The sequence below is a fragment of the Achromobacter sp. 1014246743 genome, from assembly GCF_059760725.1.
The window spans coordinates 34,214-54,997 of record NZ_JCBANA010000029.1 but is presented as its reverse complement, the minus strand read 5'-3'; the positions used below and the strand labels follow the sequence as shown (position 1 = coordinate 54,997).

At 65.7% G+C, this 20,784-nt stretch carries 19 protein-coding genes and 3 tRNA genes; 11 read left to right on the top strand and 11 right to left on the bottom strand.

From position 1 onward, the window contains the following. Nucleotides 1-34 precede the first annotated feature (34 nt). Entirely contained in the window at nucleotides 35-1,213 is a 1,179-nt protein-coding gene (scpB, locus tag AC6LJ2_RS14230; protein ID WP_498151590.1) for an SMC-Scp complex subunit ScpB, read from the bottom strand. A 66-nt stretch (nucleotides 1,214-1,279) separates the two neighbouring features. On the opposite strand from scpB, the gene AC6LJ2_RS14225 reads away from it, so the two are divergent. Further along, nucleotides 1,280-1,356: transfer RNA gene (locus AC6LJ2_RS14225), tRNA-Met, on the top strand. A gap of 689 nt (nucleotides 1,357-2,045) precedes the next feature. Here the strand turns inward: AC6LJ2_RS14225 and AC6LJ2_RS14220 are convergent. The 4 genes from AC6LJ2_RS14220 to AC6LJ2_RS14205 all read right to left on the bottom strand — a co-directional run bounded on the left by AC6LJ2_RS14220 (nucleotide 2,046) and on the right by AC6LJ2_RS14205 (nucleotide 5,566). Further along, entirely contained in the window at nucleotides 2,046-2,945 is a 900-nt protein-coding gene (locus AC6LJ2_RS14220; protein WP_263910758.1) for a LysR family transcriptional regulator, read from the bottom strand. Nucleotides 2,946-3,065: 120 nt separating this feature from the next. After that, a complete protein-coding gene (locus tag AC6LJ2_RS14215; protein ID WP_263910757.1) occupies nucleotides 3,066-4,073 on the bottom strand; it encodes a CobW family GTP-binding protein in 1,008 nt (335 codons plus the stop codon). Nucleotides 4,074-4,101: 28 nt separating this feature from the next. Next, on the bottom strand, nucleotides 4,102-5,364 hold the full coding sequence (zigA, locus tag AC6LJ2_RS14210; RefSeq protein ID WP_498151594.1) for a zinc metallochaperone GTPase ZigA: 1,263 nt from the start codon (nucleotides 5,362-5,364) through the stop codon (nucleotides 4,102-4,104). Between the two features lie 126 nt (nucleotides 5,365-5,490). Continuing rightward, nucleotides 5,491-5,566, bottom strand: a tRNA-Asn gene (locus AC6LJ2_RS14205). A 213-nt stretch (nucleotides 5,567-5,779) separates the two neighbouring features. Here AC6LJ2_RS14205 and AC6LJ2_RS14200 point away from each other — a divergent pair. The 4 genes from AC6LJ2_RS14200 to AC6LJ2_RS14185 all read left to right on the top strand — a co-directional run bounded on the left by AC6LJ2_RS14200 (nucleotide 5,780) and on the right by AC6LJ2_RS14185 (nucleotide 9,502). Then, nucleotides 5,780-5,855 (top strand) — tRNA-Thr (locus AC6LJ2_RS14200). Nucleotides 5,856-5,992: 137 nt separating this feature from the next. Continuing rightward, the gene (locus AC6LJ2_RS14195; protein WP_263910755.1) at nucleotides 5,993-6,652 is read left to right on the top strand and encodes a response regulator; all 660 of its coding nucleotides are present in this window, start codon (nucleotides 5,993-5,995) and stop codon (nucleotides 6,650-6,652) included. Beyond that, on the top strand, nucleotides 6,649-7,992 hold the full coding sequence (locus AC6LJ2_RS14190; protein WP_263910754.1) for an ATP-binding protein: 1,344 nt from the start codon (nucleotides 6,649-6,651) through the stop codon (nucleotides 7,990-7,992). Before AC6LJ2_RS14195 ends, AC6LJ2_RS14190 begins: the two co-directional genes overlap by 4 nt. Nucleotides 7,993-8,056: 64 nt before the next feature. After that, on the top strand, nucleotides 8,057-9,502 hold the full coding sequence (locus tag AC6LJ2_RS14185) for a DegQ family serine endoprotease (RefSeq protein ID WP_263910753.1): 1,446 nt from the start codon (nucleotides 8,057-8,059) through the stop codon (nucleotides 9,500-9,502). Between the two features lie 69 nt (nucleotides 9,503-9,571). Here the strand turns inward: AC6LJ2_RS14185 and maiA are convergent, their stop codons facing one another. From maiA to AC6LJ2_RS14170, 3 genes are all read right to left on the bottom strand, one after another. Continuing rightward, nucleotides 9,572-10,216, bottom strand: a complete 645-nt coding sequence (gene maiA, locus AC6LJ2_RS14180; protein ID WP_263910752.1) for a maleylacetoacetate isomerase — start codon at nucleotides 10,214-10,216, stop codon at nucleotides 9,572-9,574. Nucleotides 10,217-10,293: 77 nt separating this feature from the next. Continuing rightward, entirely contained in the window at nucleotides 10,294-11,271 is a 978-nt protein-coding gene (gene ispH / locus AC6LJ2_RS14175; RefSeq protein WP_263910750.1) for a 4-hydroxy-3-methylbut-2-enyl diphosphate reductase, read from the bottom strand. Beyond that, entirely contained in the window at nucleotides 11,271-11,747 is a 477-nt protein-coding gene (locus AC6LJ2_RS14170) for an FKBP-type peptidyl-prolyl cis-trans isomerase (protein ID WP_263910748.1), read from the bottom strand. The genes ispH and AC6LJ2_RS14170 overlap by 1 nt, the downstream gene beginning before the upstream one ends. 51 nt (nucleotides 11,748-11,798) lie before the next feature. Between AC6LJ2_RS14170 and radC the strand changes: the two genes are divergently transcribed. The 6 genes from radC (at nucleotide 11,799) to AC6LJ2_RS14140 (ending at nucleotide 18,007) form a co-directional block, all read left to right on the top strand. Then, complete coding sequence (gene radC, locus AC6LJ2_RS14165; protein ID WP_263910747.1) at nucleotides 11,799-12,476, top strand: RadC family protein; 678 nt, start codon at nucleotides 11,799-11,801, stop codon at nucleotides 12,474-12,476. 103 nt (nucleotides 12,477-12,579) lie between these two features. Then, nucleotides 12,580-13,209: an arylformamidase gene (gene kynB / locus AC6LJ2_RS14160; RefSeq protein ID WP_263910746.1), complete on the top strand. Its 630-nt coding sequence runs from the start codon at nucleotides 12,580-12,582 to the stop codon at nucleotides 13,207-13,209. Nucleotides 13,210-13,425: 216 nt separating this feature from the next. After that, entirely contained in the window at nucleotides 13,426-14,274 is an 849-nt protein-coding gene (gene kynA, locus AC6LJ2_RS14155; protein ID WP_263910745.1) for a tryptophan 2,3-dioxygenase, read from the top strand. A gap of 214 nt (nucleotides 14,275-14,488) precedes the next feature. After that, nucleotides 14,489-14,755, top strand: a complete 267-nt coding sequence (locus AC6LJ2_RS14150; protein ID WP_263910744.1) for a type B 50S ribosomal protein L31 — start codon at nucleotides 14,489-14,491, stop codon at nucleotides 14,753-14,755. 124 nt (nucleotides 14,756-14,879) lie between these two features. Beyond that, nucleotides 14,880-16,610, top strand: a complete 1,731-nt coding sequence (locus tag AC6LJ2_RS14145; protein WP_263910743.1) for an ArnT family glycosyltransferase — start codon at nucleotides 14,880-14,882, stop codon at nucleotides 16,608-16,610. Then, nucleotides 16,607-18,007: an MATE family efflux transporter gene (locus AC6LJ2_RS14140; RefSeq protein WP_263910742.1), complete on the top strand. Its 1,401-nt coding sequence runs from the start codon at nucleotides 16,607-16,609 to the stop codon at nucleotides 18,005-18,007. Before AC6LJ2_RS14145 ends, AC6LJ2_RS14140 begins: the two co-directional genes overlap by 4 nt. An 88-nt stretch (nucleotides 18,008-18,095) precedes the next feature. Here the strand turns inward: AC6LJ2_RS14140 and paaK are convergent, their stop codons facing one another. The 3 genes from paaK to paaG all read right to left on the bottom strand — a co-directional run bounded on the left by paaK (nucleotide 18,096) and on the right by paaG (nucleotide 20,773). Continuing rightward, nucleotides 18,096-19,412: a phenylacetate--CoA ligase PaaK gene (gene paaK, locus AC6LJ2_RS14135; RefSeq protein WP_263910741.1), complete on the bottom strand. Its 1,317-nt coding sequence runs from the start codon at nucleotides 19,410-19,412 to the stop codon at nucleotides 18,096-18,098. 102 nt (nucleotides 19,413-19,514) lie between these two features. After that, nucleotides 19,515-19,985 carry a hydroxyphenylacetyl-CoA thioesterase PaaI gene (paaI, locus tag AC6LJ2_RS14130; RefSeq protein ID WP_263910740.1) on the bottom strand — a complete coding sequence of 157 codons (471 nt, stop codon included), beginning with the start codon at nucleotides 19,983-19,985 and terminating at the stop codon, nucleotides 19,515-19,517. Next, a complete protein-coding gene (gene paaG / locus AC6LJ2_RS14125) occupies nucleotides 19,985-20,773 on the bottom strand; it encodes a 2-(1,2-epoxy-1,2-dihydrophenyl)acetyl-CoA isomerase PaaG (protein ID WP_263910738.1) in 789 nt (262 codons plus the stop codon). The genes paaI and paaG overlap by 1 nt, the downstream gene beginning before the upstream one ends. Nucleotides 20,774-20,784 lie beyond the last annotated feature (11 nt).

Sequence of the window (20,784 nt, the reverse complement as noted above, 5' to 3'; positions counted from 1 at the left end):
GCTGTATTCGTTGTCACTGGGACAGCTCCGAATTTCAAACTTGGGTAGGCCTGCCGGTGGCAGGCGCATCATCATCTGGGGACGCCGGTTCGCGCTCAGCCTCGGGCTGATCGGAATCCGGCTCGGCAGGCTCCGCCGTGGCGGAGCCGGTATCAGGCTCGAACGCGTCGGCGCCAGGCGCCAGGGGTTCGGCCTTGTCTATCGGTTCGGTCGGTTTCGCGCTTTCCGCGTGGTCGACAAGCTCATTCTCGGCGCCTGAGTCGGCAGCCGCGTTGGAACTGTCAGTATCAGCAGGATTTTCGGACAACCCGCCATGCGCCTCTTGGGCGGCATCCACGCCCGGCGCCTCGGCTTGATCGAAGCGCCCGGCATCCTCGATGCCCACGGATGGCGCATCGGGCAAGCTTTCGGCTTGCGCCCGGACGGTGGAATCGTCTGCGGGAATCGCGTTTTCTTCTGGGCGCGAAAGCGGGGATTCTACGCTATCGCCCGTGCCTGTGGTTGCATCGTCGTCCGAAACAGACAATTCCGCAACCGGGATACTCCCTTGTGCGTCGGTATCGACCGCGTCGCCCCCTGCCGCCGCTTCGCCTTCCACGGCAGCCATTTCACCCTGCGCCTCGGCCTCGGCGGCTTCAGCCAATTGCTGCACTTCGCCCAGGTCCAGGCCGGCCAGGGCCGCCGCCGCATGGGCGGACTCCAGCGCAGGCAGTTCATCCAGGGCGCGCAGGCCCAGATCATCGAGAAATTGTCGGGTGGTGCCGAACAAAGCCGGCCGGCCCGGCGCGTCGCGATGGCCGATCACTTCGATCCAGCCACGGTCTTCCAGCGCCTTGACGATGTTGGACGACACCGTGACGCCGCGAATGTCTTCGATGTCGCCGCGGGTGACCGGCTGGCGCCAGGCCACGATGGCCAGCGTTTCCATCACCGCGCGTGAATACTTGGGCGGCTTTTCAGGATTCAGCCGTTCCAGGTAGCGCTGCATGTGCGGACGGCTCTGGAACCGCCAGCCCGTGGCCAGCTGCACGAGTTCCAGGCCGCCATCGGCCCAATTGGCCTGCAGGGTTTCCAGCAACGTGCGCAGCGCACTGTTGTCGAATTGTTCATCGTCACCGAACAGCTTGCGCATTTCGGACAGTTGCATCGGCTGCACCGCGCATAGCAGCGCGGTTTCCAGCACGAGTATCGCCTCGCTATCGTTCATCGACATTCAAATTCAATAAAAAGGGGCTAACTTGCGTTAGGGTGAAAATAAGGTTAATATTCTTTTCTCAGACGCGGGGTGGAGCAGTCTGGCAGCTCGTCGGGCTCATAACCCGAAGGTCGTAGGTTCAAATCCTGCCCCCGCAACCAAATTGATCAAGGCCTGGCGATTGCGCCGGGCCTTTTTCATTTGTGCTTGCGCCAAATTCAAATTCGCGACGTCCGATACTCGCAACGTCCAATACGCGGACTCGCGCAGCCGCCCGAACCAACCGATGGGCGGTACGGCAACAGACTGCGCTGGTTTGCGAATTTCTCACGAGAATCCTGTGTTTACTGACAACCGCCGCGGGCTCGGGCCGCAGGGTTCGCACCATGCAAGATGGGCTGCACGCCTACCCCGGCAATCCGCGGGGCAATGTTTTAAGCACAATCCGGAAAAGCTGGCATAGCAAGCCAACAAGCCTGCGAACCGCGCCGTATCTGGCACTATTTCCGAGGCAATCGATATTGCGGCAATCGAGATCAAGGACCTGAATCGTCAGGCACCGGATGTCGGCGCGGCATATTGGCCGCCGCCTGCCGAAGACCCGGGTGCGCCTCCCCTCGTGCATCCGGAGCCCCTGCCCCACGATGCCGCGGCCTGTTAAGCCGGAATTACGATTCTTAGATGTTTTTCTAAGACTACATGCTTGCGGCGATTGGCAAAAGCCCTGCAGTTCAGCGCCCTGCCGACCGGGAAAGCACCCAAATTATACCGTTATATACCCGCCCCTCAACCGGCAGCGCCTGCAAGAACGCCCCACCCAACGCACCCAAGCCCCGGCCCACCCCGCGCGCTACGGCGTATCCCAGGGCGTGGACTCCAGCCGTTCGACCAGGAAATCCAGCATCGAACGCAGGATCAGCGGCATCTGGCGACGCGACACATAGACCCCATAGATCCCCAGCTCCTGCGGCTTGGCGTGGGGCAGAATGACCTTCAGCCGGCCTTCGGCCACATATTCGGTGGCGTAGTACGTGGGCAACATGGCCACCCCCGCCCCCTCCAGCGCCGCCTGCACCAACACGGAAACCTCGTTGGCGCTGATATTGCCGCTGACCGGCACATCCACCGGCACGCCGTCGCGCTCGAAGCGCCACAGGCTTTTGCCGAAGTAGGAGTGGGTCAGGCAGTTGCGCAGGGACAGGTCTTCGATCCGGGCGGGTTCGCCCTCGCGCTGCAGGTATTCGGGCGACGCGCACACCACCGAGCGGCACACCGCCAGCTTGCGGGCAATCAGGTTGGGGTCCAGGTCATTGGTGATGCGCACGGCCAGGTCGACCCGTTCCTCGACCAGATTGACGGCGCGATCGACCAGCATCAGATCGACCGAGGTGCCCGGGTGCAACTTGACGTATTCGGTGATGAGGCGGGCGAGATGGCGGGAGCCGAACGACATGCTGGTGGTCATGCGCAACAGACCGCGCGGCGTGTCTTCGGGCGTGGACACGGCACTGCGCAGATCGCCCACCATGTCGAGCATCTGCCGACAGCGCGGCAGGGTTTCGGCGCCGGCCGGCGTCAGGCTCAGGCGCCGGGTCGTGCGATGCAACAGGCGCACCCCGACCCATTGTTCCATTTCTGCCAGGTAGCGCGACACCATGGCCCGGGACATATCCAGATGAACCGCCGCCGCCGACAAACTCCCCCTGTCGGCGACCTCCACGAACACCTGCATCGCTTTCAAACGGTCCATGATTGTCTCGATTTTTGCACCAGACTTTACGGGTTATACCGTATTTCCGTGCATTTTCAGCATCTGAAATGACACCAAGGGTGGGGGCGAGCCGCCCCGGACCTGAGATCGAAACGTTCGCTAGGCAGGGAACTGGCCCAAAGCGGCGCACGCCGCCGCCCGCACGTCGGCGGGATCCGCCCCCCTGACGATATAGACCAATTGCGACAACCGATCATCGTCCGGCCACTGGACCAAGGGACGGATGGGATACAGCTCGCCATGCACGCCATGCACCTCGCAAGGCAGGGCATCGCCCTCGAAACAGACCAGGCCCTTCATCCGCAGCAGCGCGGGCCCGAACCGCTCTTGCACACGAGAGACGCCCGCCAGGAAGGCGGCGCGACCGATCGGGACGACCAGCGTGATGGAAAAACTGGCGACCTGCGCATGCCGCGCCGCCATCGGCTTTGAAAACGCGCGCAACCAACCTGCCAGTTCGACGCCGTCGCGCCGCGATTGCGGATCCGGGCCTTCCAGCAGTGCCCCCACCAAGGGCGCGTCGCCCCGCTGCACACAGCGCCGGGCGCCAGGATTGATCTGGGCCACGGCCCGCTCCACCTCGCGCAGTTGCGCCGCATCGGCCAGGTCGGATTTGCTGAACACCACCGTGTCGGCCAGCGCCAATTGACGCAGCGCTTCCGGCTGCGACTCCAACTGCTGCGGACCATGTCGCACGTCCACCACCACCAGGGCGCCCTGATACACATAGCGCTCGGCAAGAAAGCGGTCATGCTTGAGCGTGAAAAGCACCGGTGCCGGGTCTGCCAACCCGCTGGTCTCGATCAGCACCCGCCGAAACGGCTTGATGCGCCGGCTGAGCGCCAGCATGAAAAGCTCGCGCAGGGTATCGGCAACCGCCCCGCTTACCACGCAGCACAGGCAGCCGCCTTCGATCAATACGATATTGTCCGGCGCCAGGCGCACCAGATGATGGTCCACGCCGATATCGCCGTACTCGTTGACGATGACGACCGCATCGGCATAGGCCGGCTCGCGCAGCAGGCGGTTGAGCAAGGTGGTCTTGCCACTGCCCAGGAAGCCCGAAATTACCGTTACGCCAATGCGTTTGTCGTCTTGCGCGCCCATCACTTCGCGAGGCCCTGCCCCGCCCTCCCTAATGCGCCGCACCCCAGACGGGGAACGGATCAGGGATCGTAGCCAATTCCGTCGCCGGCCGGGTCATTTCTTCCTGCGTCATCAGGCACGCCGTCAACCGCGCGCGCAAGGCAGGTTCGTCCATGCCGATGCCGATCAGCACCAATTCCTGGCAACGGTCACCGTAGACGGGATCCCACTCGGCGACGATGCGCGCGCGCGATTCGGCGTCTTCGGGCCAACGCTCGGCCGGCAGCGCCGCCCACCAATAGCCGGCCGCACCATAACGCGTCGCCGGCCCGGCTTGCGACCACGACGCGGCGATCGCCGGGCGCGTCGCCAGCCAGAAATAGCCCTTGGATCGCACCACGCCCGGCCATTCTTCGTGCATCCAATCCCATAGCCGCTGCGGATGAAACGGCCGGCGGGCGCGAAACACGAAACTGCCGATGCCGTATTCCTCGCTTTCGGACACGTGCTCGCCGCGCAGCGCCGTGAGCCAGGCGGGCGCCTGCGCCGCCGCGTGGAAATCGAAGCGTCCGGTGTCGAGCACGCGCGACAGGGGCACACGGCCGAATTCGCCGCGCACGATATCGGCGCGCGGGTTCAGTTTGCGCAGGATGGCTTCAAGCCGCGCCAGGTCGGGCGCGCCCACCAGGTCGGTCTTGTTCAGCACCATGACGTCGCAGAATTCCACCTGCTCGATCAGCAGGTCGACCACCGTGCGCCCATCATCCTCACCCAGCGCCTGCCCTCGCGCGGCCAGATCGTCACGACTCGCGTAGTCACGCAGGAAGTTGAACGCATCCACGACCGTCACCATCGTATCCAGCCGGGCGACATCGGACAGGCTGACCCCATCTTCATCGCGAAACGTGAAGGTCTCGGCAACCGGTAGCGGCTCGGAGATACCGGTGGACTCGATCAGCAGATAGTCGAAGCGCCCTTCCGCGGCGAGCCTCCGTATTTCGATCAGCAGGTCTTCCCGCAACGTACAGCAGATGCAGCCATTGCTCATTTCAACCAGCTTCTCGTCGGCCCGCGACAGCGCGGCACCGCCGTCGCGCACCAGCCTGGCGTCAATGTTGACCTCGGACATGTCGTTGACGATGACCGCAACGCGCCGCCCCTCGCGATTGTTCAGGACATGATTGAGCAAGGTGGTCTTGCCGGCGCCCAGGAATCCGGACAACACCGTCACGGGCAAGCGCCCGTCTTGCGGCCGCGCCGCGCTGATCAACTGGCCTGCTGTCTGGCCTTCCGCCTGGCGCTTTGTCTGCATGATGACCCACCCGATGAAAAATAGAATGTTATTACATAACACAAAACTTTCACCAGGCTGCCAAAATCCGAACCGAAAACCCAAACCAAAAGGGCCATTCACTTACGTGAATGGCCCTGAATTCTTTGGCTCCCCGAGCTGGGCTCGAACCAGCGACCTGCGGATTAACAGTCCGTCGCTCTACCGACTGAGCTATCGGGGAACTGCTAAGAAACGAGATTATGAACGAAAATTTTGAAGTGTGCAAATCGTGAAGTTTTTGTGGAAACTTTCGCAGCAAGTTTCCCATCACCAAAAAACTCTGATATGATTTCGGTCTTTCCAGATCAGGCCCCATAAAAAGGCGCTGAATTGGGAAGAAAAAGATGTTTTGCTTGTCTCTTCTGGCTTGTCCGGAAACGAAGCAAATGGTCTTGCCGGCATAGCTCAGTTGGTAGAGCAGCGCATTCGTAATGCGAAGGTCGTAGGTTCGACTCCTATTGCCGGCACCAGCATTCAAAAAGCAGCCCTTTCGGGCTGCTTTTTTCATTTCCGCTCACCGCAGACCCCGCGCATCGACGTCACCGGGGAACTCCCGCCCCGCCCTACGCATCCAACCTGCTGGAACCTCCCTCAGGCTGGAACAACCATGCGCATCCTTCTTGTCGAAGACGACATCATGATCGGTGAAAGCGTGTTGGATTGCCTGCGCGCCGAGCATTACGCCGTCGACTGGGTCAAGGACGGCCACTCCGCCGAACTGGCGCTGCGCACCGACCCCTATGACCTCGTCCTGCTGGACCTCGGCCTGCCCAAGCGCGATGGCCTGGCCCTGCTGCGCGACCTGCGCGGCCGCAAGGACCGCACCCCCGTCCTGATCGCCACCGCGCGCGATGCCGTCAGCGACCGCATCGCGGGCCTGGACGCCGGTGCCGATGACTACATCGTCAAGCCTTACGACGTCGATGAACTGCTGGCCCGCATGCGCGCGCTGATCCGCCGCAGCGCGGGGCGCGCCGAACCGATCTTCGAGCACGATGGCGTCACCATCGACCCGCAATCGCATGCCGCAACGGTCAATGGCATGCCGGTGCCGCTGACCGCGCGCGAATGGGCCGTGCTGGAACCGCTGATCGCCCGCCCCGGCATGATCTTTTCGCGCGCCCAGCTGGAAGAGAAGCTCTACAGCTGGAAGGACAGCGTGAGCAGCAACGCGGTTGAGGTTTATATTCATGGCCTGCGCAAGAAACTGGGTCAGGACCTGATCCAGAACGTCAGGGGCGTCGGCTATGTCATTCCCAAAACATGAGCATTCCGCTTAGCTATTCGCTGCGGGCCCGCTTGCTGTTCTTCCTGCTCGCCGCCATTGCGGTGGGCGCGCTGGTGCAAGGCGCCATCGCCTATCGCAGCACGTTGCAGCAGGCCGACGACATCTTCGATTCGCTGCTGCAGCGCACCGCGCTGTCGCTGGGCACCGGCGACGGGCTGCTGCGGATGGGCCCGGCCCACGCCCAAGGCACCGCCACGCCCATGGCCGATGACCTGATCATCCAGATCTGGACGCCGGACGGCGTGCGCGTCTTCAATTCGCGTTCGCGCCGCCCCCTGCCCGACCAGATCGTCCTGGGCTTTGCCGATGCCCAGGTCGAAGGCACCACCTACCGCGTCTATTCGCTGGCCACGCCTTTCCAGGTCATCCAGGTGGCGCAGGACATGAATGTGCGCAAACGCATGGCCGGCGCCCTGGCCTGGCGCACCATCGCGCCGATTGCGGCGGCCGCGCCGCTGCTGATGCTGATCGTGTGGTGCGTGGTCAGCTGGTCGCTGCGGCCGGTCAAGCGCGCACGCGCCCAGGTCGCCGACCGGCGCCCGGAAGACCTGTCGCCCATCGACGTGCCCGACTTGCCCGACGAGATCCGGCCCTTGATGCAGGAACTGAATCTGCTGCTGGAACGCATGCGCGGGGCGTTCGCGCTGCAAAAGCAGTTTGTCGGCGACGCGGCGCACGAGTTGCGCTCGCCCCTGGCAGCGTTGAACTTGCAACTGCAGTCCCTGCGCCGCGCGAGCGACGAAGACAGCCGGCGCGTGGCCGAACAGCGCCTGGCAGCCGGCATCGAACGCGCCACGCGGCTGGTGGAGCAATTGCTGTCCATGGCGCGCCACGAAGACACGGCCGAGCAGCCGCCCGTCGCCGCGGTGGACCTGGGCGAAGTGCTGCGCCTGGCCTTGTCCGAGACCCTGGCGGCCGCCAATGCCAAACGGATCGAGGTGGACCGGCAAGGCGCCCCCGAAGCCTGGGTCACCGGTCATCGTGACGCGCTGGTCCTGCTGGCGCGCAATCTGCTGGACAACGCCATCAAGTACACGCCCGCCGGCGGCCACATCGACATTCGCCTGGATGCGCAGGATGGCCGCGCCGTGCTGGCGATCGACGACAACGGCCCCGGCCTCGCGCCCGAGGAACGCGAACGCGTGTTCGACCGCTTCTATCGCGTGCAAGGCAATACCCAGCACGGCAGCGGCCTGGGCCTGGCGATTGCGCGCGCCATCGCCGACCGCCACGGCGCCGCCATTACCCTGGAGCAAGCCCCTGGCGGCCAGGGCTTGCGAGCCAAGGTCGATTTTCCGCAGGGCAATCCGCCCGCTTAAGTTTCACCTAAGTGTCAGGCCCGAAGATAGCGCCATGTCCTCAAACATGAACGCAGGAGCCGACATGAAAACCTCGCAATTGAACCCCTCGCGCCTGGTGCTGGCGCTGCTGGCTGCCGGCGCGATTGGCGGCGCGGGCGCCACCGCCGCGTTTGGCGGCATTTCGATGGCCGCCAATGCGCCGTCGCCCGTGGCCGCTGCCGCCCCCGCGATCAGCCCGACCGGCGCCCCCAACTTCGTCCAGATCACGCATGATTACGGCCCCGCCGTCGTCAACATCAGCATCAGCGGCACGCGCAAGGTGTCCGATGACGACGACGATCCCTTCGCGCAGTTCTTCGGCCAGATTCCAGGCGCACGCGGCGGCATGCCGTCGCGTGAGGTGCCGATCCGCGGCGAGGGCTCCGGCTTCATCGTCAGCAGCGACGGCATCATCCTGACCAATGCCCACGTCGTGCAAGGCGCCAAGGAAGTGACCGTCAAGCTGACCGACCGCCGCGAGTACCGCGCCAAGGTGCTGGGCGCCGACACGCAGACCGATGTGGCCGTCATCAAGATCGACGCCAAGAACCTGCCGGTGGTGAAGGTGGGCGACGTGAACCAGCTGCAGGTCGGCGAATGGGTGCTGGCCATCGGCTCGCCCTACGGCCTGGAAAACACCGCCACGGCCGGCATCGTCAGCGCCAAGGGCCGTTCGCTGCCGGACGACACCTCGGTGCCGTTCATCCAGACCGACGTGGCCGTGAACCCCGGCAACTCCGGCGGACCGCTGTTCAATGACCGCGGCGAAGTGGTCGGCATCAACTCGCAGATCTACAGCCGCACCGGCGGTTTCCAGGGCCTGTCGTTCTCGATTCCCATCGACGTGGCCTACAAGATCAAGGACCAGATCCTGGAGCATGGCAAGGTGCAGCATGCGCGCCTGGGCGTGACGGTGCAGGAAGTGAACCAGGACCTGGCCAATTCCTTCAAGCTGGATACGCCGTCCGGTGCGCTGGTGTCCAGCGTGGAAAAAGGCAGCGCCGCCGAAAAAGCCGGCCTGCAACCGGGCGACGTGGTGCGCAAGATCAACGGCAAGACCATCGTGTCGTCCGGCGACCTGGCCTCGCTGATCACGCTGGCCACGCCGGGCGAAAAGATCACGCTGGACCTGTGGCGCAACGGCAGCGCCAAGGAAGTGGTGGCCACCCTGGGCGGCATTCCCAAGGACCGCGCGCAGGCGTCCGGCGAAAGCCGCGACGTCCAGAAGGGTCAGCTTGGCCTGGCACTGCGCCCGCTGTCACCGCAAGAGCAGCAAGCGTCGGGCACGCAAGGGCTGTTGATCGAGCAATCCGCCGGGCCCGCCGCCAAGGCAGGCATCCAGCCGGGTGACGTACTGCTGTCGTTGAACGGCGTGCCGGTGCACAACGTCGCCCAGGTCAAGGACGCCCTGTCCAAGGCCGGCAAGACCGTCGCGCTGCTGGTGCAGCGCGGAGAAGACAAGATCTTCGTACCGGTGCAATTGGGCTGAACCGCGGGCTGAACGGCGCGACCACACCGACCGGCCGGGACCTCACAGGAGGGCCCGGCCGGCTCGGCATCATTCTGCGTCGGGCTGCTTGCCCGGCGCGGCCGCATCGAAGGCGGCCAATTCGCGGCAGGCGGCGTCGATGCGCACGACCGTGGGCATGGCGCTCAGGTCGCATTCCAGGCGGCGCGCATTGGCCACCTGCGGCACCAGGCAAAGATCGGCGATGGTGGGCGTGTCGCCATGGCAGAACTTGCCGGTGGCCCTCGAGCCGGTCAATTGCGCCTCCAGGGCTTGCAGGCCCTGGTCGACCCAGTGCCGATACCAGGCATTCTTGGCGGCTTCGTCCACCCCCAGCGTGTGCTTCAGGTACTTCAGCACGCGCAGGTTGTTCAAGGGGTGCGTGTCGCAGGCAATGCCCAGCGCCAGGTCGCGCACCCGGGCGCGGCCGATCGGGTCGGCCGGCAGCAGCGGCACCTGCGGATGGGTTTCTTCCAGGTACTCGATGATGGCGAGCGACTGGCCGATGACGGCATCGCCATCGATCAGCGTGGGCACCAGGCCTGTCGGATTGACCTTGCGGTAATCGGGCGACAGCTGCTGCCCGCCATCTTTCAAGAGATGCACAGCCAGGTATTCGTACGGCAGGCCTTTCAGGTTCAGGGCGATGCGCACCCGGTACGCGGCCGAGCTGCGGAAATAGCTGTACAACTGCATGAAGTCTCCTTGGATGTTGTCGCGCGCACCGCCCGCCGGGCGCTGCGCCTATTGCGGGGCGCCGGAACGCCGCGCGCCTATTCCAGCGATTCGGTCTGCGCAGCCTTGCGCGAGAGGCCCTTGGGCAGCGGGAACGCCACGTTCTCTTCCAGACCCGGCATGGTGCGCACCGACACCGCGCCCAATTCCTTGACCCGCGCGATCACCTGCTGCACCAGGATCTCGGGCGCCGAGGCGCCGGCGGTGACGCCGATGCGCTTGCGGCCGACCAGCCAGGCCGGGTCGATGGATTGCGCGCCGTCGATCAGGTACGAGGCCACGCCCATGCGGTCGGCGACTTCGCGCAGACGGTTGGAATTGGAGCTGTTGGGGCTGCCCACCACCAGCACCAGATCGCACTCGGGCGACAGCATCTTGACCGCGTCCTGGCGATTCTGCGTGGCGTAGCAGATGTCGCTTTTCTTGGGCTCGACAATGCTCGGAAAGCGCGCCTTGAGCGCCTTGGACACCGCCGCAGCGTCGTCCACCGACAGCGTCGTCTGGGTCACGTAGGCGAGGTTGTCGGGGTTGGTGACCTCCAGGCCGGCGACGTCCTCGACGGTTTCGACCAGGTACATGCCGCCCTGGGCCTGGCCCAGCGTGCCCTCGACTTCCGGGTGGCCCTTGTGGCCGATCATGATGATCTCGCGGCCGGCGGCGCGCATGCGGGCGACCTCGATGTGGACCTTGGTGACCAGCGGGCAGGTGGCATCGAACACCTGCAGGCCGCGGGCCTCGGCCTCGGCCCGGACCGCCTTGGACACGCCATGGGCCGAAAACACGACGATGGCGCCGGTAGGCGCATCATCGAGTTCGTCGATGAAGATGGCCCCTTTGGCGCGCAGGTCTTCGACCACATAGCGGTTATGGACGATCTCGTGGCGCACGTAGATGGGCGCGCCGTGCAGTTCGAGTGCGCGCTCGACGATGTCGATGGCGCGATCGACGCCGGCACAGAAGCCGCGCGGCTGCGCCAGCAGGACTTCGGCGTCGGCGGCGGTGACAACCTGGCTCATCAGAGAACTCCCAGCAGCGCCACGTCGACCCGCAACCGGACGCCCGCAAGCGGGTGATTGAAATCGAACAGCGCCGATTCCTCGTTGATTTCCTTGAGCACGCCCGAATAGCGTCCGCCATTGGGCGCGGCGAATTCGACCAGGTCGCCCGGTTCGAAGGTGGCGTCGGCGCCCGCATGTTCGGCCAGCATCTTGCGGGTGACGCGCTGGATCAGTTCGGGGTTGCGGTCGCCGTAGGCGTCGGCGGGCTCGATGGTGACGCTGAAGCGGTCGCCCTCGGCCTTGCCCAGCAAGGCGTTTTCCAGGCCGGGGGCCCATTGGCCGCTGCCCATCTGCAACGTGGCCGGACGGCCGTCGAAGGTGTCGGTGAACACCGAATCCTGGCCCGGCCCGGAGGCCAGCGTGATGCGGTAGTGCAGCGTCAGGTAGGAGTCCGGACGGACCAAAACGTTCACTTCATTAGAGGCGATGCTCACGATCTGCCACCGTGTTTAAACAGTAAGTAAACCCTGATTTTAGAGCCTCTTATGAAATTGTCTGTGCGGGTGTCCAAACACGAGCGTCCCCGAGAGCGCCTGCTGCGTCATGGCGCGGCCGCGTTACAAAATGCCGAATTGCTCGCCATCGGCCTGCGCACCGGGGTGCCCGGCCTGAACGTGCTGGACCTGTCCGGCCGGCTGCTGGAACGATTTTCCGGGCTGCGGGGGCTGTTGGGGGCCACCCCGGAGGAGCTGCTGGCGGTGCCGGGCCTGGGCATCGCCAAGGCGTGCCTGCTGGCCGCGATACTGGAACTGGCCAAGCGCGCCGTCGAGGAAGAACTCACCCGCGACAGCACGCTGGACCATCCCGCCCGGGTGAAACAGTATTGCAAGGTCACGCTGGCGCACCGCCGGGTGGAACATTGCATCGCCCTGTACCTGGACAGCCAGTTGCGGCTGATCGCCAGCGGCGAATTGGCACGCGGCACGCTGTCGCAGGCGTCCGTCTACCCCCGCGAGGTCGTGCGCGAGGCGCTGCGGCACCACGCGGCGGCCCTGATCGTGGCACACAACCACCCCTCGGGCCTGGCCGAACCCAGCGCGGCGGACCAGGCCTTCACCCGGCACCTCAAGCAGGCGCTGGCGCTGGTGGACGTTTCGCTGGTGGACCACCTGATCGTCGCGGGCGACGAAGTCGCGTCCATGGCGGAACTGGGCCGCTTGTGATTGCAGCGCCGGGGGCTGCATGAGGGCCGGGATTTCGTTAGACTACGGCCCGATATTGTTTTAGGCTTAACCTAATTTCCGCTTTCGCGACCCTGCGACTTCCATGAAACGCCTGTGGGACATTTCCCCGCCCGTCTCCACGGCTTCGCCCGTGTTTCCGGGCGACACGCCGTACCGCCAGCAATGGAAGTGGTCGCTCGCGCCCGGCTGTCCGGTCAACGTCAGTGAAATCACGCTGTCGCCGCACGTGGGCGCGCACGCCGATGCGCCGCTGCACTACCAGAACGGCGCCGCCGCCATCGGCGCGGTGTCGCTTGAGCCTTTCCTGGGCCCCTGCCGCGTCATCCATGCGATCGACTGCGGCCCGCTCATCACGCCCGGGCACCTGCTGCACGCAGCCGCCAACCTGCCCCCGCGCATCCTGGTGCGTACCGCCAAGCACGCCGCCCAGGAATGGTGGACCGACGACTTCTCGGCCTACGCCCCCCAAACCATCGAATGGCTGGCCGAACGCGGCGTCATGCTGATCGGGCTGGACACCCCCAGCATCGACCCCGCGTCCAGCAAGACCCTGGACAGCCATCACACCATCTTGCGCCACGACATGCGGGTTCTGGAGAACCTGGTGCTCGATGACGTGCCGGAAGGCGATTACGAACTGATCGCCTTGCCGCTGGCGCTGGTCCAGGCTGACGCCAGTCCGGTGCGCGCCGTCTTGCGCGAACTGGGCTGAAACCCCGGCCATCGGGCGGGCCGGGTGCAGGAAGCATTGCGGCGCAACCACTGCGCCCATGCCTTGCGCCGGCCGCCCGCTTTGTGAAAGAAGCACGACCATGACACACCTGACCGACCCGCGCATGGCGCTCGCCTGCGCCTGCCTGCCGTTCACCGGCTGGCGCAGCCTGCCCGCGTCCGCCCGCCGCGCCGCCCCGCCCTGCGGAGACCAGGCATGAGCCGCCCCGAACGCCCCGAGGACATCGTCCACGAAGAAAAAGCGCAGCTGGACTTCACGCGCGACATGACCTACGGCGACTACCTGCACCTGGACGCGCTGCTGGGCGCCCAGCATCCGCTGTCGCCCGAGCACAACGAGATGCTGTTCATCGTGCAGCACCAGACCAGCGAGCTCTGGATGAAGCTGATGCTGCACGAGCTGCGCGCCGCCATCGCCAACCTGGCCGCGGACCGCTTGCAGCCCGCCTTCAAGATGCTGGCCCGCGTCAGCAAGATCATGGAACAGCTGGTGCACGCCTGGGACGTGCTGGCGACGATGACCCCGCCCGAGTATTCCGCCCTGCGCCCCTACCTGGCGCGATCCAGCGGTTTCCAGAGTTATCAGTACCGCCAGATCGAATTCCTGCTGGGCAACAAGAATGCCGCCATGCTCAAGCCGCACGCGCATCGCGAAGACCTGCTTGCCCAGGTGCGCCAGGCGTACGAGGCGCCGTCGCTGTATGACGAATCGCTGCGTCTGCTGGCGCGCCACGGCGTCACGGTGCCCGCCGACCACCTGGAGCGCGATTGGACGCAGCCTTACCAGGCGTCGGACGGCGTCGAACAGGCCTGGCTGACGGTCTACCGCGATACGGACCGCTACTGGGACCTGTACCAGCTGGGCGAAAAGCTGACCGACCTGGAAGACGCGTTCCGCCTGTGGCGTTTCCGCCACGTCACCACGGTGGAACGCGTCATCGGTTTCAAGCGGGGCACCGGCGGCACCTCGGGGGTGGATTACCTGCGGCGCATGCTGGAAGTGGTGCTCTTCCCCGAGATCTGGAAACTGCGCACGGAGCTCTGATCGCTGCCGAATCCGTCCCCCTATAAAGGGATTTGGGCGGCGCTGCCTCGCGCCGCCCGCCACACCTGGCCGATCAAGCCGATCCCATGCTAGAATTCGCAGTTACTTTTCGGATACGTGGCAAGAACAGCGGCAACCCACAGTGGCAACCCGCGCGATCCTGCTGGCGACCCTAACTTTTGAACGGCTCTTGTCTGAGCCCTAGGAAAGCACCATGAAAGAAGGCATTCACCCCGAATACCGCGAAGTCGTCTTCGCCGACCTGCAAACGGGCAACAAGTTCATCACCCGTTCGACGGTCCACACGCGCGAAACCATCGAACTCGATGGCAAGACGTACCCGCTCTTCAAGTGCGACGTGACCTCCGAATCGCACCCGTTCTACACGGGCGCCCAGACGCGTATCGTCGAAACCGGCCGCGTGGAAAAGTTCCGCGCCCGTTTCGCCCGTACGGCCGGCACGGTCAAGTCCGCTTCCTGATCCTGTCGCTCCTGCGGGAGTCACAGCAAAAAGGCAGCCTTCGGGCTGCTTTTTTTTCCCCGGGCCCTGCTCATCATCACATCAGGGGCTGGCGCTTCCCGATCACTCGGTTACATTAACGCCCGTGTCCCCACTTTCCATTTCCACTCCGGCCCGACTCACGTCGGTTGCCACCGCAAAGCTGCCCAGGCTGATTCTGCTTGGGCTGGCGCTGGCCTACATCGTGGCAGGCCTGTTCATGCGCGACCCGTGGAAAACGGATGACGCGGTCGGCCTCGCCACGATGATCACCGCCATCCGCGAAGGCGGCATCACCTGGCTGTTGCCGCAAGTGGGGCACCTGGCCCATGCCGAAGAAGGCCCGCTGATCACCTGGGTGGGCGCGGTGTCGATCTGGCTGTTCGGCCCCTTCATCGGCGACATCACGGCCGGCCGCCTGCCCAACCTGCTGTGGTTCGGCATTACGGCCATGAGCGTCTGGTATGGCACCTATCTGCTGGGCCGTCGCAGCGAAGCCCAGCCGCTGGCCCTGCCCTTCGGCGGCGAGCCGGAACCGCGCGACTACGGCCGCATGCTGGCCGACGCCGCGCTGCTGCTGCTGCTGGCGACCGTCGGCATCCTGCAGCGCACCCACGAAACCACCGTCGTGCCGGCCATCATGGCGTGCCAGGCCCTGGCGTTCTATTCGATGGCGCGCACGGTGGATCGTCCCGTCACGGGCGCCACCACGCTGGGCATTGCGGTCGCCGCCAGTTTCCTCACGCGGGGCTGGGTCGGCGCGTTGCCGATCATGGTCGCCGCCCTGCTCGCCTTCTATCCGCGCGGCCCGCTGTGGAAGCACAAGCGTTGGCTGCCCTGGGCCGCGTTGATCGCGGCGGCGCTGATCCTGGCCTGGTGGATACCGGCAAGCCAAAGCAGCGAATACTGGATCCGCAACTGGAAGAGCTGGAACCTGTCGTCGTTTGCAGTGCCCTCGTGGCGTGACGTGGGCCGCACCCTGCGGGACCTGCCGTGGTACCTGTGGCCCACCTGGCCGCTGGCGCTCCTGGCCATCTGGCGCTGGCGCGCCTGGATCTACGCCCCGCACATCTGGCTGCCGCTGATGCTGCTGATCTGCGCGGCGCTGGTGCTGTTCGGGCTGGACGAAGCCAGCGACTCCGAATACGTGCTGATGGCCGTGCCGTGCGCGGTGCTGGGCGCGTTCTCGCTGCCGACCCTGCGGCGCGGCGTGGTCAATACGCTGGACTGGTTCGCGGTGATGTGTTTTTCGCTGACGGCCGCCACCGCCTGGCTGGGCTGGATCGCCCTGCATTTTCAGTGGCCCGCCCAGATTTCGCGCAACATCGGCCGCCAGACGACCGGCTACGAGCCGGTGATTTCCTGGGGCGCCTTCGCCCTGGCGGTCGTCTTCACCCTCAGCTGGATCGCGCTGGTGGTCTGGCGCCTGCGCGTCAAGCCGCAGGCCCTGTGGCGCGGCACGGTGCTGTCGGCCGGCGGCCTGACCGTGACCTGGATCCTGCTGGTGCTGCTGTGGCAGCCCGCGGTCGACTACGCCCGCAGCTACCGCACGGTATCGGGTGAACTTGCCCAGGCCGTGGCGCAGAACACTCGCCCCGGTGAATGCGTGCGCGGACTCAGCCTGGGCAGCGGCCAGCGCGCCTCGTTCCTGATTTTCAATAATCTGACGTTCACCTTCGACTCCAAGTGCACGCTGGTGCTGCAGCAGACCACCAACCAGAGCCTGCGCGACAACACCGCCGCCTATAGCGACAGCGCCGACGTGCTGTGGCAGGGCGGGCGTCGCGCCGACCGCCAGGAGGTGTTCCGCCTGCTGCGCGTCGGCCCCAACCGATGACCCCTCCCCTCGCGGCGCCGATCTCGTTCGGCGCCACCCTGCGCGGCATCGCCAAACAGGCCTGGCCGGTGCTGATCAGCCAATGGGCCGGCATTTCGTTCGGCGTGCTGGACACCGCCATGACCGGCCACGCCAGCGCTACCGACCTGGCGGCGATGGCGCTGTCCGCCTCCATCTACATCACCATCTTCGTAGGCCTGATGGGCGTGGTCCACGCGCTCATCCCCATCCTGGCGCAGCACTTTGGCGCCGGCAACAACCTGGAAGTCGGGCGCAGCTGGGGCCAGGGAGTCTGGCTGGCGCTGGGCCTGTCGGCAGTGGGCGCCATCCTGATGCTGTTCCCGGATCTGTGGCTGTCCATGTCGGGCAATGTCGACCCCGCCGTGCGCGACCGCATCGCATCGTACCTGCGCGCGCTGGTGCTGGCGCTGCCCGCCGCCCTGGTGTTTCGCACCATCTACGCGCTGGGCACGTCGGTGTCGCGCCCCAAGCTGGTCATGGCGATCAACCTGACCGCCATCGGCTTCAAGGCCTTCTTCAATTGGCTGTTCATCTACGGCAACCTGGGCCTGCCCGCCATGGGCGCAACCGGCGCCGGGCTGGCCACGGCGGTCGTCTCCTGGATGAGCCTGGGGCTGGGCCTGTGGGTGGTGACGCATGACCGCTATTACCGCCGCTTCCACCTGCACGTGGGCCGGCCCGACTGGAAGTCGCTGAAGGAACTGCTGCGCCTGGGCATTCCGATGGGCGGCTCGTACCTGGTGGAAGTGTCCGCCTTCACCTTCATGGCGCTGCTGGTGGCGCGCGAGGGCACGTACGTCACCGGCGGCCACCAGATCATGTCGAACCTGGCGGCGCTGTGCTACATGATGCCGATGGCGCTGGGCGTGGCGACTGCCGCGTTGACGGCGCAGGCGATCGGCGCCGGCAACCTGGCGCATGCCCACCGCACCGGCATGGCCGGTCTGGTGCTGGGGCTGATGGGGGCGCTGTTGACCGCGGTGGTGCTGCTGGCGGGGCGGCCGCTGATCCTGGCCGCCTACACGGGTGATCCGCAGGTCGCCGCGGTGGCGACCACGCTGCTGGCGGTGCTGCCGCTGTTCCACCTGTTCGACTCGATGCAATGCATCAACTCGTACCTGCTGCGAGCCTACAAGGTGGCCGTGGTGCCCTTGCTGCTGCAGACGGTGGCGCTGGCCGGGGTCGGCCTCGTCGGCGGCTGGTGGTTTGGCTTCGGCCCGGGACGTGGCGGCCTGGACGGGCTGCGCAACGTCCTGGTGCCCGGCTCCCCCCAAGGCGCCGGCAGCATGTGGCTGATGGCAATGGTGGGGTTGGCGTTGTCGGCCGCGCTGCTGCACTTCTGGTACCGGCACATCGTGCGCGCCGTCGCGAAATAGACGGGACCCATCATGGAAAAAGGCAGCCGACGGCTGCCTTTTTTGCTGCGACTGAGCGCCGTTGCACCGCCTGTGCGCGGCGCCCGCCTCAGCCCTTGGGCCGCTTGTCGATCACACGACGCGCCTTGCCCGTCAAGGTGCGTTCGACGTGGCCCGATTCCGACACCTGGATGCGGGCGCTGACGCCGATGTGCGTCTTGACCGCATGCTGCAATTGCTTGCCCAGGGCGGCGCGTTCCGCGTCCGACAGGCTGGAGAACTCGGCGCGTACTTCGGTCAGGATCTCGAGTTCATCCATATTGCCGGTGCGCGACAGCACCAACTGGTAGTGCGGCGCCAGTTGCGCGATCTTCAGGACCAGTTCCTCGACTTGCGTCGGGAACATGTTCACGCCGCGCACGATCAGCATGTCGTCGCTGCGGCCGGTGATCTTGCCGATGCGGCGCATGCTGCGCGCGGTCGGCGGCAACAGGCGGGTCAGGTCGCGGGTACGGTAGCGGATGATGGGCATCGCTTCCTTGGTGAGCGAGGTGAACACCAGTTCGCCCGGCTCGCCGTCCGCCACGGGCTCGCCCGTGTCCGGATTGATGATCTCGGCGTAGAAATGGTCTTCCCAGACGACCGGGCCGTCCTTGGTCTCGACGCACTCGCTGGCCACGCCGGGGCCCATCACTTCGGACAGGCCGTAGATGTCGACGGCGTCGATGCCCGCTTCGGCTTCGATGTCGGCACGCATCTGGCCGGTCCAGGGTTCGGCGCCGAAGATGCCGATGCGCAGCGAGCTTTGACGCGGATCAATGCCCTGGCGGCGCTGTTCTTCGAGAATATTGCAGAAATAGGAGGGCGTGACCATGATGATGTCCGGACGGAAATCGTTGATCAGCTGCACCTGCTTTTCCGTCTGTCCGCCGGACATCGGGATGACCGTGCACCCCAGGCGCTCGGCCCCGTAATGCGCCCCCAGGCCGCCCGTGAACAGGCCGTAGCCGTAGGCCACGTGCACCGTGTCGCCGGGCTTGCCGCCGGCCGCGCGGATCGAGCGCGCCACCAGGTTGGCCCAGTTGTCCAGGTCGCCCTTGGTGTAGCCGACCACCGTGGGCTTGCCCGTCGTGCCGCTGGACGCGTGGATGCGCGAGATGCGCTCGCGCGGCACCGCGAACATGCCGAACGGATAGTTCTCGCGAAGTTCCTTCTTGGTGGTGAAGGGGAACTTGGCGATGTCGGACAATTGCTTCAGATCGTCCGGGTGCACGCCGGCCTCGTCGAAGGCCTTCTTGTAGTGCGGCACATTGTCGTAGGCATGCTTGACCGACCACTTCAGGCGCTGCAGCTGCAGCGCCCGCAGTTCGTCCTGGCTGGCATGCTCGATGGGGTCCAGCCCCGGCTTGCTCATGGTGTTGGACATGGTTATCTCTCTCCTGGAATTCTCTTTACGCCGGTCCGGGCGACGCGGATTCCGTCCGCGCGCGCCTCGTCCGGCGGCCTTGTATTGGGTGGATGGGCGGGTTCAGCCTTCGGCGGGCGTGCCGACGATCTGCCCCTTGATCCGGTACGAACGGCCGCGGAACAACGCGACGTTGCGGCCATCCTGGTTGGTCACGGTGACGTCGTAGACGCCGGTGCGCCCGGCCAGCGAACGCTCTTGTGCCACCGCCGTCAGCAGATCGCCTTCGAAGCCCGGCGCCAGGTAGTCGATGGTGCAGCCCGAGGCCACGGTGCTGACGTTGCGCGAATTGCAGGAAAAGGCAAAGGCGCTGTCGGCCAGGGCGAAAATGAAACCGCCATGGCAGGTCTTGTGACCGTTGAGCATGTCGGGACGCACCCGCATGGTCAGGCGGGCGTAGCCCGGCGCCATTTCCTCGACCTTCATGTCCAGGCCTTGCGACGCGGCGTCGCCGGCGTACATCACCGTGCCCACGGCCTGCGCCAGTTCCTGGGGATCGGCCGGCACCTCGACAGGCGGAACGTGCGTGCTCATCATTGCCCCTTGAACTGCGGTTCGCGTTTGCCCAGGAAGGCCGCCACGCCTTCGGCGTAGTCGGCGCTGCGGCCCAGTTCGCGCATCATGTCGCGTTCCAGGTCCAGCTGGGTCGCCAGGTCGTTGTCCAGACTGGCCTGCAGGGCCCGCTTGGTGAAGGCCAGACCCTTGGTCGGGGCGCGCGAGAAATGCTGCGCCAGCTGATCAAGCGTGGCATCGAACGCGTCGTCGGCGACGCACTGCCAGATCAGCCCCCAGGCTTCGGCCTGGCGCGCACTGAGCTTGTCGCCCAGCATCGCCAGCCCCATGGCGCGCGCACGGCCCACCAGGCGCGGCAGGACGAACGTGCCGCCCGTGTCGGGGATCAGGCCCAGCTTGCAGAACGACTGGATGAAGTTGGCCGATTCCTTGGCGATGACGATGTCACCGGCGAACGCCAGGTTGGCGCCCGCCCCCGCCGCCACGCCATTGACGCCCACCACCACGGGTAGCGGCAAGGCGTTCAGGCGGCGCACCAGCGGGCCATAGAACTTCTCGACGGTCTCGCCCAGGTCAGGGGGCGTGCCGTCCGGGGCGGGCTTGCGCTCGCTCAGGTCCTGGCCGGCGCAAAAACCCCGGCCGGCGCCGGTCAGCACCAGCACGCGCGCGCCTTCCGTTTCGACGCGCGTCAGGGCGTGGGCGACTTCGCCGTGCATGTTGGCGGTGAAGCTGTTGAGCTTGTCCGGGCGGTTCAGCGTCAGGCGCGCAATGCCGTTGGCAAGTTCGAACTGAATGTCTTGATAGTTCATGTCCGGGTCCG